The following is a 15,387-nucleotide window of genomic DNA, read 5'->3' on the forward strand; positions in this document are numbered from 1 at the left end:
ACCGGCCGACGCAGTGTCCGTCTCCGCCGTGACGTTCGTTGACGTGACGGCCGAAACCGGCCTCGACTTCGTCCACGCTACGGGCTCGGCTGGGACGTTTCCCATGCCGGCGATCATGGGCGGCGGCGTCGCGGCGTTCGACGCCGACGGCGACGGCCTGCTGGACCTCTACTTTCCTAACGCGGGCAGCGACATCGCCGGCGAGCCTGGGAGCAACCGCTTGTACCTGCAGAACCCGCGCGGCCGTTTCGTAGACGCGACGGCGGGTTCCGGGCTCGACGACCCGGGCTACGGCATGGGCGCCGCGGTCGCGGACATCGACAACGACGGCGACCTCGACCTGTACGTGACGAACCTGGGCCCCGACGTGCTCTACCGGAACGAGGGCGGCGGCCGCTTCGTCGACGCCACCGACTCGTTCGGCGTCGCAACGCCCGGCTGGTCGACCTCGGCGGTGTTCTTCGACGCGGACCTCGACGGCTGGCTCGACCTGTACGTCGCCCGCTACGTCCAGTGGCACGAGGCGCGCGAGTGCCAGGTCCAGGGTGGGCGGGTCGATTACTGCGGCCCGCAGCAGTTCGAGGGCGAGGCCGACGTCTTCTACCGGAACGAGGCCGGCCGGCGCTTCGTCGACCGCAGCCGGGACGCCGGTGTTTCGCTGATCGAGGACGCCGGCCTGGGCGTCGCCGCTGCCGATCTCGACGACGACGGACTGGCCGATGTCTACGTCGCAAACGACGCCGACCCGAACCAGCTCTGGATCAACCGGGGCGACGGGATCTTCGAGGACGACGCGGTGCTGCTCGGTGCGGCCTACAATCGGTTCGGTGTAGGCGAGGCGGGAATGGGCATAGCACTGGGCGACATCGACGGCGACCGGGACCTCGACCTGTTCCTGAGTCACCTGATCGAGGAGACGAACACGCTGTACGTGAACCTGGGCGGAACGCCGGGGGCGACGGATGGCTTCGAGGACCGGGCCGCCGAGGCCGGCCTGGCGGCGCCAAGCACGCCGTACACGGGCTTTGGCACCGCTTTCTTCGACGCCGACAACGACGGGGATCTGGATCTGGCCGTGGTCAACGGAGCGGTCAAGCGGCGCCCGGAGGTGCTGTCGGAACGAGACGACTGGTTCTGGCGCGGCTACGCCGAGCCGAACCTGCTGATGCTCGGCGACGGCGCCGGCGTCTTCGCCGACGCCAGCGCCGCTTCCGGCGACTTCGGGACGGCGCTCGACGTGAGCCGCGGCCTCGTCCCCTTCGATCTGGAAGGCGACGGCGATCTGGATCTGCTGGTCAGCAACCTGGAGGGTCCGGCGCGCGTCTACCGCAACGAGACGATCGCGGAAGGCGAGACGGCGGGCGCAACCGGGGCCGGCTGGGTGCGGCTACGAGTGATCGACCCCGAACTGCGTCGCACGGCGATCGGCGCCTCGGTCGTAGCCAGGATCGACGGCCGTCCGCTCCGGCGCCTCGTACTGCCGCTCGGCGGCTACCTGACCGGCGGCGAAGCGCCAGTCCACATCGGCCTCGGCGACGCGACCGCCGTCGAGCGCTTCGAGGTGACCTGGCCCGGCGGCGCGCTCGAGACCTTTGACGGCGCCGCCAGCGGCAGCGAAGTGACTCTCCTCCGCGGAGAAGGCCGATGAGGAGGTTTGCCGCGCTCAGTGTCTTCGTCGCCGCCGCTGCGGGCGGCAGTGAGCTCCCAGCGCCTGACCTCACCGCCGTCGAACCCCGCGTACGCACGGCCATCGAGAAGGAACTCGCCACCGCGGCCCGCGAACCCGACTCGCCCTCCACCTGGGGCCGGCTCGCCATGGCCCTGCATGCTCACCAGTTCGACGACGAGGCCGCGGCCGCTTACACCGAGGCCGCGCGGCTGGCGCCCGGCGACTTTCGCTGGATCTACCTGCGAGCGAACGTCGAAGAGGCGAGCGATCCGGTCGCGGCGACGGCGCTCTACCGTCGGGCCGTCGAAATCGACCCCAACTACGCGCCGGCCCACATCCGGCTCGCTTCTGCTCTGGAGAAGATCGGCTTCGCCACGGACGCGGACGCCCACTACCAGCAGGCTGCACGTCTCGAGCCCGACAACGCGGTGGCCCATCTCGGCCTCGGCCGGCTCGCCCTCGCCGGCGGCGACGTCGATCAGGCCACGCGGCACCTCGAACGGGCATACGAACTGAGCCCCGAGACCCAGGCGATCGTCGCCATGCTGTCGCGCGCCCGGCACCGTGCAGGCGACCGCGACGGGGCGAGGCGTCTCGCCCAGGCGGCGCGGGACCTGCCGCCGTTGCTCCACCAGCGCGACCCGCGCCGGGCCCAGGTCGACCTGCTGGCCGTCGACTCGGAGAGCTTCCTGCGGCGGAGCAAGACCTACCGGGAGACTGGGCAGTTGCAGGCTTCGCTCGGGGAACTCCGGCGCCTGATCGAACTGGAGCCCGGCAACGCGCAGGCGCACTTCGCGGCGGCCGGCGTCCATGATCGGATGAACCGCCCACGGGAAGCGGCCGCGGCCGCCCGCCGCGCGCTCGAACTCGATCCCGATCTGGCGGGTGGGCAGGCCGTGCTGGCGGGCGCCCTGTTCAAGCTCGGACAGTTCGGGGAGGCGGCCGCCGAGGCCGAGCGCGTCCTTGCCGAAGACCCGGCCGACATCCACATGCTGCTCGTCACGACGATGCTGGCGATGCGGGAGAACGACGTGGCGCGGGCTCTCGAGCGGCTCGACCGAGCGGCCGGGGTCGGCGCCTCCGAACCGCGGATGCGGGAACTGATGATTCAGCTCCAGCTCGAACTGGCGGACGCCCTGGGTGGCGCCGGCCTCTACGACGACGCGGCCCGCCGGATCGAACAGGTGGTCGAGACGCTCGAACGGGCCGGCGCCGACGACGGCGAGCTGCAGGTACACCGGCGGCTGCTCGCCCGGTATCGCGAGAGGGCACGCGGATGAGCGCGCCGGGACCGGAGACCGCAGTGCCGGTACGGGTCCGGGTGGCGCCGTCGCCGACCGGCGACCCCCACGTCGGCACCGCGTATCAGGCGCTCGTGAACCTGGCCTTCGCGCGCAGCCGCGGCGGCGTGTTCGTACTGCGGATCGAGGACACGGACCGCGCCCGCTCGAGCCGCGAGTCGGAGGCGGCGATCCTCGACGCCCTGCGCTGGCTGGGCCTGGACTGGGACGAGGGCCCGTACCGGCAGAGCGAGCGGCTGGAGTTGTACCGCTCGGAGGTCGACCGTCTGCTCGCGGACGGCAGCGCCTACCGCTGCTTTTGCACCCGGGAGCGGCTCGACGAGATGCGCCGGGAGAACCGCGCGCAGCAGCGTTTCCCGGGCTACGACCGCCGGTGCCGGGACCTGCCGGTCGCCGAGTCCGAGCGCCGAGCGGCCGCGGGAGAGCCCCACACGATCCGCCTGGCCATGCCGACCGAGGGCGAATGCGTCATGCGGGACCGGCTACGCGGCGAGATCCGCCGCGAGTGGGAGCTGATCGACGACCAGGTGATCCTCAAGGCCGACGGCTATCCCACCTATCACCTCGCGTGCGTCGTCGACGACCACGCGATGGGGATCACCCACGTGATCCGCGGCGAGGAGTGGATCAACTCGCTGCCCAAGCACCTGCGGCTATACGAGGCACTGGGCCACGAACCGCCGACCTTCTGCCACCTGCCGCTCCTGCGGAACAACGACGCGAACCGGTCGAAGCTCTCCAAGCGGCGCAACCCGACCTCCATCACCTGGTTCCGGGACGCCGGTTTCCTGCCGGAGGCGCTGCTCAACTTCCTGGGGCTCATGGTGTCGAGCCGGGCCGAGGGCGAGGAGAAGTTCAGCCTGGACCAGCTCGTGGACGGTTTCCGCCTGGACGACATCTCGCTCGGCGGCCCCGTCTTCGACCTCGACAAGCTGCGCTGGCTGAACGCCCGCTACCTGCGCGAGGACTATGACGCCGACGGCCTGGCGGACCTCGTGCGGGAATGGTCGATGGGGCGGGAACGGCTTTCCGCGATCGCCGCCCTCGCGCAGCCTCGCCTGGAGACGCTCGGCGACTGGGGCCGGCTGACGAACTTCCTGTTCGTCGACGCGCCGGCCGTCGAGTCGGAGAAGCTGGCGGTCAAGGGTCTCGAAGAGGCTCAGGTCGCCGAGGCGTTTCAGTTCATGCTGTGGACGCTGGAGCGCGAGCAGGACTTCACTGCCGACGTCATCCAGGGCCACTTTCGGCGTCTGTCCGAAGCGCTTGGACTCAGCCTGCGCAACCTGACGCGCCCCTTCTACGTCGCCATGTCCGGCGAGACGGCCTCGCTGCCCCTGTTCCAGTCGATGGAGATCCTCGGTCCGGACCTGGTGCGCGCCCGCATTCGCCGCGCCATCGAGGCGCTGGGCGGCATCTCCGGCAAGCGAATGAAGAAGCTGCAGAAGCGGTTCGAGGCGCTAGCGGGCTGACGCCTTCTGCGCCCGCTCGATCTTCGCCCACGTATCCCGCAGCGTCACCGTTCGGTTGAACACCGGCGCGCCGGGCGCGCTGTCCGGATCGACGCAGAAGTACCCGAGCCGCTCGAACTGGACCCGGTCGCCCGGCGCGGCTTCGGCAAGGCTGGGCTCGAGCCGGCAATCCTTCAGAACCTCCAGCGAACCCGGATTCAGGTGATCCTCGATCTCGCCGGGCGCACCGCCGGGGTTTGGGTGATTGAAGAGCCGGTCGTAGAGGCGGACCTCGGCCGGGATCGCGTGGGCCGCCGATACCCAGTGCAGCGTGGCTTTGACCTTGCGGCCGTCCGGCGCGTCGCCGCCGCGTGTGGCGGGATCGTAGGTGCAGCGGAGTTCGACGACGTTGCCTTCCTCGTCCTCCACGACGTCCGTGCAGGTGATGAAGTAGGCGTAGCGGAGCCGCACCTCCCGGCCCGGCGCGAGCCGGAAGAACTTCCGCGGCGGGTCGCGCCGGAAGTCGTCCCGCTCGATGTAGAGGACCCTTGAGAAGGGCACCTTGCGGGTGCCGGCCGAGGCGTCCTCCGGGTTGTTGATCGCCTCGAGTTCCTCTTCGTGGTCCTCGGGATAGTTCTCGATCACGACCTTGAGCGGCCGCAGCACGGCCATGACCCGCGGCGCGGTCCGGTTCAGCTCGTTGCGAATCGCGAACTCGAGCTGGCTCAGGTCGACGACCGAGTCGTTCTTCGTCAGACCGACGCGCGCGCAGAGGTCGCGGATCGCTTCGGGCGGGCAGCCGCGGCGGCGGAGCGCGGTCAGGGTGGGCATGCGGGGATCGTCCCAGCCGTCGACCAGGCCTTCGTCGATCAGCCGTCTCAGCTTGCGTTTCGAGGTCAGGGTGTACGTCAGGTTGAGGCGGGCGAACTCGATCTGCTGCGGCAGGTGGATGCCGTCGATGTGGTCGAGGAACCAGTCGTAGAGCGGCCGGTGGTCCTCGAACTCGAGGGTGCACAGCGAGTGGGTCACGCCCTCGATCGCGTCGGACTGGCCGTGCGCCCAGTCGTACATGGGGTAGATGCACCACCTGGAGCCCGTACGGTGGTGGTCCGCGTGGAGGATCCGGTAGAGCACCGGGTCGCGCAGGTTCATGTTCGACGAGGACATCTCGATCTTCGCGCGCAGCGTGTGCGCTCCGTTCGGGAACTCGCCGCTCTTCATCCGTTGGAACAGGTCGAGGTTCTCCTCCACGGAGCGTTTGCGGTAGGGGCTCTCGCGGCCCGGCTCGTTCCAGCGCCCGCGGTAGGCGCGCGCCTCCTCCGGACTCAGGCTGCAGACGTAGGCCTTGCCCTTTCGGATCAACTCCACCGCCCACTCGTAGAGCTGGTCGAAGTAGTCCGAGGCGTAGAGCGCCTCACCGCCCCAGTCGAAACCGAGCCAGCGCACGTCGCGCTCGATGGCCTCGACGTACTCGGTGTCCTCCGCGGTCGGGTTCGTGTCGTCGAAGCGGAGGTTGCAGTGGCCGCCGTACTCCGCGGCGACGCCGAAGTCGAGGCAGATCGCCTTCGCGTGGCCGATGTGCAGGTAGCCGTTCGGCTCCGGCGGGAAACGGGTGACGACCTTGCCGCCGTGCTTGCCGGCGGCGACATCGGCGCGCACGCGCTCACGGATGAAATCGAGGGGCCTGGAAGTGGCGGAATCGTCGGTCATGGCGGCTTGGCCGCAGCGTATTGCTGCGGAGCAGCGGAGGTTATCGCGCCCAGGCAGGCGTCATCAGCCGTCGAAACGGTAGCCGAGCCCGTGCACCGTGACGATGAACTCGGGCCGGCCCGGATTCGGTTCGATCTTCTGCCGCAGCGACGACACGTGGACATCGACGGTGCGGGTCGTCGGCGTCGCGTCGTAGCCCCAGACCTCGTCGAGCAGGCGGTCGCGGTCGTGAACCTGACCGCGGTGCTCGATCAGGTACCTGAGCAGGCGGTACTCGAGCGCCGAGCAGGCTACGTCGGTTTCGGCGCCGCCGTCATCGATGCGCCACACCTGGGCGCGGTCGAAGTCGACGCGGACGTTGCCGAAGCGGTAACCGCGGGGTGCGTCGGTCGCTGTTGGCGATGCCGGCGCTCCGTCCCGGCTTCGTCGCATCAGCGCCTCGATGCGGGCCAGCAGCTCCAGCGTCTCGAACGGCTTGGCGAGGTAGTCATCGGCGCCGAGCTTGAGCCCGAGGACGCGGTCGACGAGTTCGTTACGGGCGGTCAGCATCAGGATGGGGAGGTCGATCCCGTCCCGGCGGAGGTCCCGGCACACGTCGAAGCCGTTCTTGCCCGGCAGGTTGACGTCGAGCAGGACGACGTCGAAATCGCCGTCTCTGGCCAGCCGTTCGCCCGACGGGCCGTCGGCCGCGATGACGACCTCGTAGCCTTCCGCGGCCAGTCGGTCACGCAGGGTGCGGGCAAGGCTGGGTTCGTCCTCGACCAGGAGCAGGCGCGCGTTCATGGAGTGTGCACCGGCAGCACGACGCGGAAGGTCGTGCGCCCGGGCTCGCTGTCCACGGTGATCGAACCGCCGTGCTCCTCTATCGTGTTGCGCGCGAGGCTCAGGCCCAGGCCCGAACCGGGAAGACCGCTCTCGGTCGCGGTGACGCCGCGGACGAAGGGATCGAAGATACGCCGCTGTTCGCCCTTCGGGATGCCGGGGCCGCGGTCGGTGACGGCCACGGTAACCCCACGTCCATCGGCGTCGGCGCTTGCATCGACTCTCACCCGCACCGCGCCGTCGGCGCCGCGGCCGTACTTGGCCGCGTTGTGCAGGAGGTTCATGAAGACGGTGATCAGGCCCTCGCGGTCGCCCCGGAGCGGGAGCAGATCGTCCAGCCCTTCCAACTCGAGTTGGACGCCGTTCTCCTCCAGAAACCACTTCGACTCGGCGACTGTCGTGCGCAGCAGTTCGCCGAGGTCGATGTCGGCCGTGGCTTTCCGCGCCGTACTCCGGCCGATGCCGGCCCACTGGAGCGCCTGCTGAACCAGCCGCGACAGTCGGCGCTCCTCGCGTTCGATCAGCTCGCCGTAGCCACGGACATCATTGGACCGGTGGACGATCCCGCTCCGCAGGTTCTCGCCCGCCGAGCGGATCGCCTGGAGCGGCGTGTTCAGCTCGTGAGAAACCCCGGCGACGAAGTCGACCTGCTGGGCGGCCAGAGCCCGGGCGCGGCGGGCCGACACGAGGACCAGGGCGAAGGCGACGCCGATCAGGAACAGGGCGCCCGAGCTGTGGTAGAGGTTGCGCCGGCGTGCCGCGCTGGTCGCGGCTTCAAGCGACCCTCTGCGGTGCGTGATGCGCACCAGCCAGGGTCCGCCGGGCTGCCCGAGCGCTGGTGGGCCGCGTTCTGCCCGTTCGCCGCGGCCGCGGCCGCCAGGCCCGAAACGACGGCGACTCTCGCGCCCGACCGCGCGGAATGCCGCGAACTCGATATCGGCCGGTCGCGCAGCCGCATTCGCGCCGTTCTCGGCCCGATCACCGGAGAGCGGATACAGGAGCCGGGGAGGGGAACTGGTCGTGTCGGTCACCGTGACCAGGTACGTGGGCGCAGCGCCCTCCGCGGCGGCGCCGAAGTGCCGCTCGATCAGCGCCGGCAGCATCTCTTCCTCGATCGTCGTGGTACTGAGAGTCGCCACGATGAGGCCCGCCGGACCGGGTGGCCCGCCCCGGCCGCGAGCCGGGATCGGCATGACCAGTCTGTCTGTCCGCTGCGTCGGCGCTGAACTACCGGGTCGGCGCTGGAGACGGTCCAGTTCTTCGAGGACGTCAGGGTCCGTCTCGGCCTGGAGTTGGCCGCCGTCCTCGTCCAACCGGAAGACCCGGCGCGTCGAACGGCGGTCCGCGAACACGATACGCGTCCGGTCGAGGATGGCCGGAAAGTCGGCGCTTTCGCGCCAGTCCTGGAGAAGACGAGAGAGCGTGTCGGCGAGCAGTGCTGATCGTTCTTCGCCGCGGGCCGGGCGCGGACTGCTGGAAGTTGCCGCTCGCAGCAGGGTCAACTGGAGTTCAGACAGCTGGCCGTCGATGTCGTTGGCGAGCAGGCGGCTCGATTCCTCGAGGTTTGCCCGCATCCGCTGGTTTGCGGCGTCGCTGAGCGCACCGGTCCAATGGTACTGGAGTACCGCCAGCGCTGTCAGGAGGACGGTGGCGAGCAGAGCGATAACGAGCAGCCAGCGGTCGCTCGAGGCCTTTCCGCGGCCGGAGATGGGCCGAACAGCCATGGGGAGTCAGTGTAGCTACAGCCAGGGCCGCGAAAACCGGGTCGGCGAGAGGCTTTACAAGCGTTACAAACATCTTGCACCGGCTTGATGACAGGCCGGGCCAGGGCTCCGTACTGTCTCTTCACGTTTGATCCCTCACACCCCTAAGAGGAGGTGCTCGAAATGAAGACAACCCTGAACCGTTCGATCCGGATCGCCCGCATCCTGCTTCCCGCTCTGATCGTCGCGGCCGCGACTGGGTTCGCCGCGGCCGAAGAGGGCGAAGGTCGCCAGTCCAAGCGGAGTGCCCGCGGCGACTTCGCGGAGCGCGACGCCGAGCGCATGGCTCGAGTGCTCCAGTTGACGGAAGACCAGCAGGAGGAGTGGCGCCGTTTGCGCGAGGAGCACGAAGCGAGCGTGCGGCCTCTGATGCGTCAGATGCGCGACATCACTGAGCGTCTCGAGACCGAGGCGAACCTCAAGAACCCCGATCCGGCCCTCGTCGGCCAGTTGGAGCTCGACCGCCGTGCGGTGGCGCGTCAACTGAGAGACTCGAGAGTCCAGGTTCACGAGGATGCGACGCGGTTGCTCGACCGTGACCAGCGGATCCGCTGGGAGGCCCTGCAGGAGAATGGCCGCGGCGGCTTCCGGGGCCTCTTCGGCCCAGGCGGCCGTGGTCCTCGTCCCCGGCACTGAACGCGCGCAGAAACCAGCCTCCGTTCCACGGGCGGGCGTCCTTCGGGCGCCCGCCCTTTACGTGGCGGGGAAGCTAGGATCGCGCCTCATCGATCAGTTCGGGCGGTGGGATTCTCCGCCTGGGGAGGTAGGTCTTATGGCAGACGTTGCTTTCGTCGGACTCGGAGTCATGGGCTATCCGATGGCTGGCCACCTGGCGGCAGCGGGGCACCGTGTGACGGTGTACAACCGCACGGCGGAAAAGGCGGAGCGGTGGGTGGAGGAGCACGGCGGCAGGAGCGCGCCGACCCCCGCCGAGGCCGCGGCGGGCGCGGAGTTCGTGTTCTGCTGCGTCGGCAACGACGACGACGTGCGGGCGGTGACGCTGGGATCCGGCGGCGCGCTAGAGGGGATGGCGGCCGACAGTGTCCTGGTCGACCATACGACGGCGTCGGCCCGCCTTGCCCGCGAGCTCGCGGGTGCCTGCACCGAGAAGGGCCTTGGCTTCCTCGACGCCCCGATCTCGGGTGGTCAGGCGGGCGCCGAGAACGCGGCGCTGACCGTCATGTGCGGCGGCGAACCGGCCGTCTTCGAGCGGGTGAACGCGGTCATCGACTGCTACAGCCGTGCCGTCACCCTCCTCGGTCCCGCCGGAAGCGGCCAGTTGACGAAGGCGGTCAACCAGCTCTGCATCGCCGGCATCGTTCAGGGCCTCTCCGAAGGCATCCACTTCGCGGAGAAGGCCGGCTTGGACCCGCTGGCCGTGATCGGAGCGATCTCGACAGGCGCCGCGGGTTCCTGGCAGATGGACAACCGCGCCGAGACGATGGTCCAGGGCAAGTTCGAGTACGGCTTCGCGGTCCAGTGGATGCGCAAGGACCTCGGCATCGCGCTGGAGGAGGCGCGCAGCAACGGCGCTCACCTGCCCGTGGCCGCGCTCGTCGACCAGTTCTACAGCGAGGTCACCGCGCTCGGCGGTCTGCGCTGGGACACGTCGAGCCTGGTGGTGCGGCTGCGGGCGATGAGCGAGGGCGCGACGAGCTCCTAGCGCTCGCCGTCCTGGCTTCTCTGGCGCGCCCCAGTCAGTTCTGCTTCTGCTCCTGGTCCTCGACCCGCTCCACGCGGGGGACCACGCCCATCAGGGGGCCGCGCGAAAACAGCGTCCCGAGCGGACCCTCGTCGGCATCCACGCCGGCGGGCAGGACTGGGGTCGTCAGCTCCACGTCCGCGCCCCGGCGCAGCAACGGGGCAGCGGCCGCGGCCGTGCCCGTGTTCAGCCAGTACCAGGCGCCGTCTTCGAGACCGTCGGCCTCCAACCGGCCAGACACCGAGGTGCCGTCCTCGTCGAAGCAGCCGGGCAGAAGCGCCACGATCAGGCCGTCCTCGCCCGCGTCAAGCGGATGACTCTCCGCATCGGCCTCGCCGCACGCCAGCCGTACCGTGGCTCGGCTGCCGTCCAGCGGACGGCCGACGATCCCGCCGCCGCCCTTCCAGTACGGCGCGACGTGCTCGCCTCCGCCCTCCAGGTCGACGAGATGCGGCACGATGCCCATGAACCCGGACTCGTCGTGGACCATCAGCGTGCCGTGCCATGCGTCCCGCACCGATAGCACGAAGCGGCGGTCGCCGCTTGGGCGCGCGGTGACGCCGTTCGGCACGGGTGGCCTCAGCTCGGGATTCAGCGACTCCTCGCAGACCAAGGGTGCGACGGCGACGTTGTGGTCGCCGTTGACCCAGTACCAGCCGTCGCCGTCGATGCCCTCGAAGGTCATCTCGCCGTCGATCGGCCGGCCGTCGTCGGTCGTGCACACCGGCTGGCTGACCGTGCGCACGATCAGGCCGTCTTCGCCGGCGCGCTCGCGGCTCGTGTAGCTCTTTCCGCCGCACTCGATCCGGACCATTGCCGACTCACCGTCGGCGGGCCTGACGGCGAACCCGCCTGTGCCGTGCCAGTACGGCGCCAGGCGGGACGGACACGCCGGCTCGGGCTCGGGCTCCGGCTCCGGCTCGGGTTCAGGCGGCGGCGGTTCTGGCGGCGCGCCACAGCCATCAGCGCCGCCGGGATACCCGTAGGACAGGTCGAATGCCTCCGCGAGGTTGCCTGCGAGATCCTTGATCGGGTTTGTCGAGGGCGGCGTGTAGACCAACCTCCAGACCTTCCGCACCTCCGACGGCGAAGGGAGTGGTGGACGCAGTTCCAACACCAGGGCACTGTCGCCGAACACGCCGTAGCCGATGCGTACTCCGCTCAAACCCCGGTCGACGTCGCATATCTTGAACTCGAAGGCATCTGTCCCGGGGACCGAGTCCCTGTCGAGAGGCTCGCTGGCGGCAATGACCCAATCACCGCGTCCTCCTGGCGTGACCGCGTACAGCGAGACGTTGCCCCCTATCGTGGGCGGCGTCGTGTCCTGCTGCGTCCATCCGGACGACGCCGAGCCCAGGAGGACTACCATCAGGCTGGCATGCGCTAGTCGGCCCACTACACCTGCTCCTCCTGCACTTCGAGCCGCGGCACCACGGCCACCAGGGGGCCGCGGGTGAGCAGCGGCCCCAGAGGACCCTCCTCGGCGTGGTTCCGGTGCGTGTGCATGAGATTCGGCGCCGGCTACTGCGGCCGAGCTCACTCATCCGACCCCTCAATAGTGTGACGCCCACGAGCGATCTTCTGGCGATCAAGCCAGAACGAAACGCGATGAATCAGGAACGGGATCAGCCCACTCCGCCCTCGTCGCGGGGATTCGCAACCGAGGAAGTGGAGGAAGGGTTGGCCCCGGGTTTGGGGCCGGGACAGATCAGGACACGTTCGGGTCACCGGCGACGTAGAACCGCCAGAGTCGTTTCGGGGCTCGCGTGACGCCGATGCGGCCGCTACGTCCGGGGTTCGCAGGGGGCGGCGTACCGTCGTCGGCGATGTAGATCGGCAGACGCTGGCGGGGATGATTGGACGCGCCGACCAGGTCGTTTCCATCGTCGCGTCGGTCGAGGCCGAAGGCCTGACACAGGCGGGCGGGGCCTGAGCAGAGATCGACGGCAAGGAACGGCCGTGTGGAACGCCGGCGGCTGGCCGCGTTGCGTGCCCGGCGCATGATGCCGACGCCAGCGAGCGGTGCGGCCGCGCGCAGCAGGACGGCGGAGCACGCGCCGTCTTCGCCGCAGACGACGTTGGCGCAGTGGTGCATGCCGTAGGTGAAGTAGACGTAGAGTTTCCCGGGTGGCCCGAACATCGTTCGCGTACGGTCCGTAGGGCCCCGGTAGCCGTGGCTGGAGGGATCGTTCGCGCCCTCGTAGGCCTCGACTTCGACGATCCGCGCGGCGCGCCGGCCGCGGACGAGGACTTTGTTCAGGAGCTGCGGCGCGACGTCGAGCGCGGTGGGGCGGTAGAACGAGCGGGAGAGCAGCGAGAGGCGGGAAGAGCCCGTGCTCAGACCGGCACCTCGTCCAGGTTCGTCTCGGGCCCCATGTAGGCCCGGATCTCCGGAGGGGTTTCCTGCTTCGTGTAGTCGGGCACCTTCACGCTGACGTAGACGACCTCGCCGGTGAAGATGGGTCGTCCTTCGTGAGTGCCCCGGTAACCGAGGATCCAGGAAGTCCGTCCCCAGTGCTTGATGGCGAGGTCGATGTCGAGCAGGTCGCCGTCGGTGACCGAGCCGAGGAAGTCGATCGTCGTGCGGCGAAGCATCATGTCCCAACCGAGACTGTTGCGGAGCTCCCGGATCGGCAGCAGCCAGGTCTCCATGGCGTCGTCCATGTAGGCCATGTAGTGGGCGTTGAAGACGACCCCCTGCTTGTCGACCTCACCGTAGCGGACGCGGATCGTGTGGCGGTAGGGCGTGGTCATCGAGCCCGTGGCGATCTAGAAGCTAGGTTCGAGACCCACCGCCCAGGCGGCGAAGGCCCACTGGTTGGCGACATCCTCGATCTGCATCGATGTCGGCTTGCCTGCCCCGTGGCCGGCCCGGGTCTCCACCAGGATCAGGACGGGGTTGTTGCAACCCTGGCCTCGTTGCATCTCCGCCGCGTACTTGAAGCTGTGCCAGGGCACGACGCGGTCGTCGTGATCGGCGGTGGTGATCAGGGTCGGCGGGTAGCAGGCGCCTTCCTGCACGTTGTGGAGTGGAGAGTAGGCGTACTGGGCCCGGAATTCATCCTCGTTCTCGGAGAGGCCGTAGTCCGTTGACCAGTTGCGCGCGTTGGCGCTCGGCAGGTGGTAGCGCAGCATGTCGAGGACGCCGACCGCCGGCAGGGCCGCCGCGAACAGGTCGGGCCGCTGGTTCAGGGTGGCGCCGACGAGGAGGCCGCCGTTGCTGCCGCCCTGGATCGCGATCCGCCTGGAGCTTGTGTAGCCCTCGGCGATCAGCCATTCCGCAGCGGCGATGAAGTCGTCGAAGACGTTCTGCTTGTTCAGCTTGGTCCCTGCGAGGTGCCACTCACGGCCGTACTCGCCGCCTCCGCGCAGATTGGGAATCGCCAGCACGCCACCCATTTCGAGCCAGGCGAGGCGCGAAGAGGAGAAACCGGGCGTCAGCGGGAGGTTGAAGCCACCATAGCCGTAGAGGAGAGTGGGATGGTCGCCATTCTTTTCGAGCCCTTTGCGGTGGGTGATGAACATCGGGATGCGCGTTCCGTCAAGGCTCTCGTAGAACACCTGCTCGGTCTCGTAGCCGTCGAGCTCCGCGTCGATCGCGGGGCGGCGGACCAACGTACTTTCACCGGTGGCCACGTCGTACCGGTAGACTTGGGACGGCGTGCCGAAGCTGGAGTAGGAGTAGTAGGTCTCCGGATCCTCCCATCGGCCGCCGAAGCCGCCCGCAGTACCGATGCCCGGAAGCTCGACCTCGCCGGCCGGGGTCGCCGGACGGGTTCCGTTCGGCTCAGCCAGGCGGACTACCGTGCGGGCATCGTGCAGGTAGTTGAGCACCAACTTGCCGCCGACCGCCGAAGCGTAGGACAGTGTGTCCTCGGCCTCCGGCACGACCTCGTGGAGCGTCGGGTTCCCTTCTTCCGAGTCGTCGCTCACGTCCACCGCGACGATCCGGTTGCGCGGCGCGTCCTTGTTCGTCTCGAACAGGAACACGGACCCGATGTTGACGAGGTAGCTGTAGAGCGCGTCCCACTGGTCGAGCAGGGGGCGGATGGCCGAATCCGGCTCCTCGATCTTTCGGTAGTGGACGGCATTCTCGAGATAGCCCTCCTGCAGGTTGACCAGCACGTACTTGCCGTCCTCGGAGACCGAGGCATAGGGGTTGCGGCGGGGGTGCTCGGGCTGGCTGAAGACGAGTCGGTCCTCACTCTGGTCCGTGCCCAGGGCGTGGAAGTACGCCGACACCGCCTTGGCGCCGTCACCCCTCGTCGGGTCGTCCTCGCGTGGGGGATAACGACTGTAGAAGAACCCGGAGTTGTCCGGCATCCACGACACCCCTGTGAACTTCGTAAAGTCGATCAGGTCGCCCGTGTCTTCGCCGCTCTCGACGTCGCGGACCTTCCATTTCCGCCAGTCCGAGCCGCCGTCCGACTGCGCGTACGCGACGTAGCGGCCGTCCCGGCTGGGCGCGAACCCGGCCAGCGCCACTGTGCCGTCCTGGCTCCACGTGTTCGGGTCGAGCAGCACGCGGCCCGGCGGCTCGTCGCCTTCCGGGTCCATCGACTCGGCCACGTAGACCACGCTCTGGTCCTGGAGTCCGTCGTTACGGTTGTAGAAGTAGCGCTTGCCCCACTTGCCGGGCGTGCTCCAGCGCTCGTAGTTCCAGATCTCGCTCAGCCGCTCCTCGATCGCTTCGCGGCCGGGGAGCGTCGCCAGAAAGGGCCCGGCGACGGCGTTCTGCGCCGCCACCCAGGCCGCCGTCTCCTCGCCGTCGAGGTCCTCGAGCCAGCGGTACGGATCCGCGACCTGGACGCCGAAATAGTCGTCGACCTGGTCGACCGTCCGGGTCTCCGGGTACTCGACGGTCCCGGAGTCGGAGGGTTCGGTGGAACAGGCCAAGAGGGTCAGGACAAGAGCCGGCAGAAGCCGGCAAAGAGTCGGTTTCATGATGGGGCGGGATTATAGGCGCGCCGTT

Annotated in this window: 12 protein-coding genes; 5 read left to right on the forward strand and 7 right to left on the reverse strand. The window is 69.1% G+C overall.

What is annotated here, in order from left to right:
- The first annotated feature begins 28 nt into the window (after positions 1-28).
- Genes OXG83_00365 through gltX form a run of 3 tightly spaced genes read left to right on the forward strand, consistent with a single transcriptional unit; the run spans position 29 to position 4,439 of the window.
- Positions 29-1,648 carry a CRTAC1 family protein gene (locus OXG83_00365; protein MCY3963458.1) on the forward strand — a complete coding sequence of 540 codons (1,620 nt, stop codon included), beginning with the start codon at positions 29-31 and terminating at the stop codon, positions 1,646-1,648.
- Positions 1,645-2,949 (forward strand): tetratricopeptide repeat protein, encoded by a 1,305-nt coding sequence (locus OXG83_00370; protein MCY3963459.1) that lies wholly within the window; start codon positions 1,645-1,647, stop codon positions 2,947-2,949. The genes OXG83_00365 and OXG83_00370 overlap by 4 nt, the downstream gene beginning before the upstream one ends.
- Positions 2,946-4,439, forward strand: a complete 1,494-nt coding sequence (gene gltX / locus OXG83_00375; GenBank protein MCY3963460.1) for a glutamate--tRNA ligase — start codon at positions 2,946-2,948, stop codon at positions 4,437-4,439. The genes OXG83_00370 and gltX overlap by 4 nt, the downstream gene beginning before the upstream one ends.
- Here the strand turns inward: gltX and OXG83_00380 are convergent.
- The 3 genes from OXG83_00380 to OXG83_00390 all read right to left on the reverse strand — a co-directional run bounded on the left by OXG83_00380 (position 4,428) and on the right by OXG83_00390 (position 8,674).
- Positions 4,428-6,128: a glutamine--tRNA ligase/YqeY domain fusion protein gene (locus OXG83_00380; GenBank protein ID MCY3963461.1), complete on the reverse strand. Its 1,701-nt coding sequence runs from the start codon at positions 6,126-6,128 to the stop codon at positions 4,428-4,430. The genes gltX and OXG83_00380 overlap by 12 nt on opposite strands.
- Before the next feature lie 63 nt (positions 6,129-6,191).
- Positions 6,192-6,911 (reverse strand): response regulator transcription factor, encoded by a 720-nt coding sequence (locus tag OXG83_00385; GenBank protein ID MCY3963462.1) that lies wholly within the window; start codon positions 6,909-6,911, stop codon positions 6,192-6,194.
- Entirely contained in the window at positions 6,908-8,674 is a 1,767-nt protein-coding gene (locus OXG83_00390) for a HAMP domain-containing sensor histidine kinase (GenBank protein ID MCY3963463.1), read from the reverse strand. The genes OXG83_00385 and OXG83_00390 overlap by 4 nt, the downstream gene beginning before the upstream one ends.
- Before the next feature lie 162 nt (positions 8,675-8,836).
- On the opposite strand from OXG83_00390, the gene OXG83_00395 reads away from it, so the two are divergent.
- Together OXG83_00395 and OXG83_00400 are read left to right on the forward strand one after the other, a co-directional pair.
- A complete protein-coding gene (locus tag OXG83_00395) occupies positions 8,837-9,349 on the forward strand; it encodes a Spy/CpxP family protein refolding chaperone (GenBank protein MCY3963464.1) in 513 nt (170 codons plus the stop codon).
- 136 nt (positions 9,350-9,485) lie between these two features.
- On the forward strand, positions 9,486-10,376 hold the full coding sequence (locus tag OXG83_00400) for an NAD(P)-dependent oxidoreductase (GenBank protein ID MCY3963465.1): 891 nt from the start codon (positions 9,486-9,488) through the stop codon (positions 10,374-10,376).
- Between the two features lie 34 nt (positions 10,377-10,410).
- On the opposite strand, the gene OXG83_00405 is transcribed toward OXG83_00400, so the two are convergent.
- The 4 genes from OXG83_00405 to OXG83_00420 form a co-directional block, all read right to left on the reverse strand.
- Positions 10,411-11,784 carry a hypothetical protein gene (locus tag OXG83_00405; GenBank protein ID MCY3963466.1) on the reverse strand — a complete coding sequence of 458 codons (1,374 nt, stop codon included), beginning with the start codon at positions 11,782-11,784 and terminating at the stop codon, positions 10,411-10,413.
- Positions 11,785-12,123: 339 nt separating this feature from the next.
- On the reverse strand, positions 12,124-12,756 hold the full coding sequence (locus OXG83_00410) for a DNA-3-methyladenine glycosylase (GenBank protein MCY3963467.1): 633 nt from the start codon (positions 12,754-12,756) through the stop codon (positions 12,124-12,126).
- Positions 12,753-13,169: a thioesterase family protein gene (locus OXG83_00415; protein ID MCY3963468.1), complete on the reverse strand. Its 417-nt coding sequence runs from the start codon at positions 13,167-13,169 to the stop codon at positions 12,753-12,755. Before OXG83_00415 ends, OXG83_00410 begins: the two co-directional genes overlap by 4 nt.
- 15 nt (positions 13,170-13,184) lie before the next feature.
- Positions 13,185-15,359, reverse strand: a complete 2,175-nt coding sequence (locus OXG83_00420; protein ID MCY3963469.1) for a prolyl oligopeptidase family serine peptidase — start codon at positions 15,357-15,359, stop codon at positions 13,185-13,187.
- Positions 15,360-15,387 lie beyond the last annotated feature (28 nt).

The organism is Acidobacteriota bacterium, assembly GCA_026707545.1.
In the GTDB taxonomy this organism is placed as follows: Bacteria; Acidobacteriota; Thermoanaerobaculia; order Multivoradales; family Multivoraceae; genus Multivorans.

Excerpts from the sequence above, each read along its gene's own strand:
- OXG83_00380 (MCY3963461.1), bottom strand. The coding sequence starts at position 6,128 with ATGACCGACGATTCCGCCACTTCCAGGCCCCTCGATTTCATCCGTGAG.
- OXG83_00415 (MCY3963468.1), bottom strand. The coding sequence starts at position 13,169 with ATGACCACGCCCTACCGCCACACGATCCGCGTCCGCTACGGTGAGGTC.
- gltX (MCY3963460.1), top strand. The coding sequence starts at position 2,946 with ATGAGCGCGCCGGGACCGGAGACCGCAGTGCCGGTACGGGTCCGGGTG.
- OXG83_00395 (MCY3963464.1), top strand. The coding sequence starts at position 8,837 with ATGAAGACAACCCTGAACCGTTCGATCCGGATCGCCCGCATCCTGCTT.
- OXG83_00405 (MCY3963466.1), bottom strand. The coding sequence starts at position 11,784 with ATGGTAGTCCTCCTGGGCTCGGCGTCGTCCGGATGGACGCAGCAGGAC.
- OXG83_00385 (MCY3963462.1), bottom strand. The coding sequence starts at position 6,911 with ATGAACGCGCGCCTGCTCCTGGTCGAGGACGAACCCAGCCTTGCCCGC.
- OXG83_00390 (MCY3963463.1), bottom strand. The coding sequence starts at position 8,674 with ATGGCTGTTCGGCCCATCTCCGGCCGCGGAAAGGCCTCGAGCGACCGC.
- OXG83_00400 (MCY3963465.1), top strand. The coding sequence starts at position 9,486 with ATGGCAGACGTTGCTTTCGTCGGACTCGGAGTCATGGGCTATCCGATG.
- OXG83_00370 (MCY3963459.1), top strand. The coding sequence starts at position 1,645 with ATGAGGAGGTTTGCCGCGCTCAGTGTCTTCGTCGCCGCCGCTGCGGGC.
- OXG83_00420 (MCY3963469.1), bottom strand. The coding sequence starts at position 15,359 with ATGAAACCGACTCTTTGCCGGCTTCTGCCGGCTCTTGTCCTGACCCTC.